Below are 282 nucleotides of genomic sequence, written 5' to 3'. Positions count from 1 at the left end.
CCGGTTGCCCAGGTGATAGGCCGCGCGCGTCAGGTCGAAGGGCGAGCCGTGGGCCGTGCAAAGCGTGATGCGCAGCACCGGCTGCGGCACAGCGATCACGCGGACCAGCGAACCGTCTTCCGCCACGAGAACGTCGCCGCCCCGCACGGCGGTGCCGCGCGGCAGGAACACGCCGATCTGGCGGCCCTGCGAGTCGGTGGCGTCGACACGGCTTTTCTGGCGGATGTCCCAGTCGAGCTCGATGGTGGCAGCGCGCTTGAGCATCACGGGCGCAAGGCCGCG

The 282-nt window shown here is 71.3% G+C and carries 1 protein-coding gene; it reads right to left on the bottom strand.

Translation table 11 applies throughout. The features are described from left to right. A partial coding sequence (locus ACZYSP_RS35575) for an urease accessory protein UreE (protein ID WP_489019268.1) occupies positions 1-282 on the bottom strand: 282 nt, incomplete at both ends.

Source organism: Variovorax sp. F042 (assembly GCF_057814215.1).
Note: the sequence above shows the minus strand (reverse complement) of the source record. Positions and strands in the feature narration are given on the sequence as shown.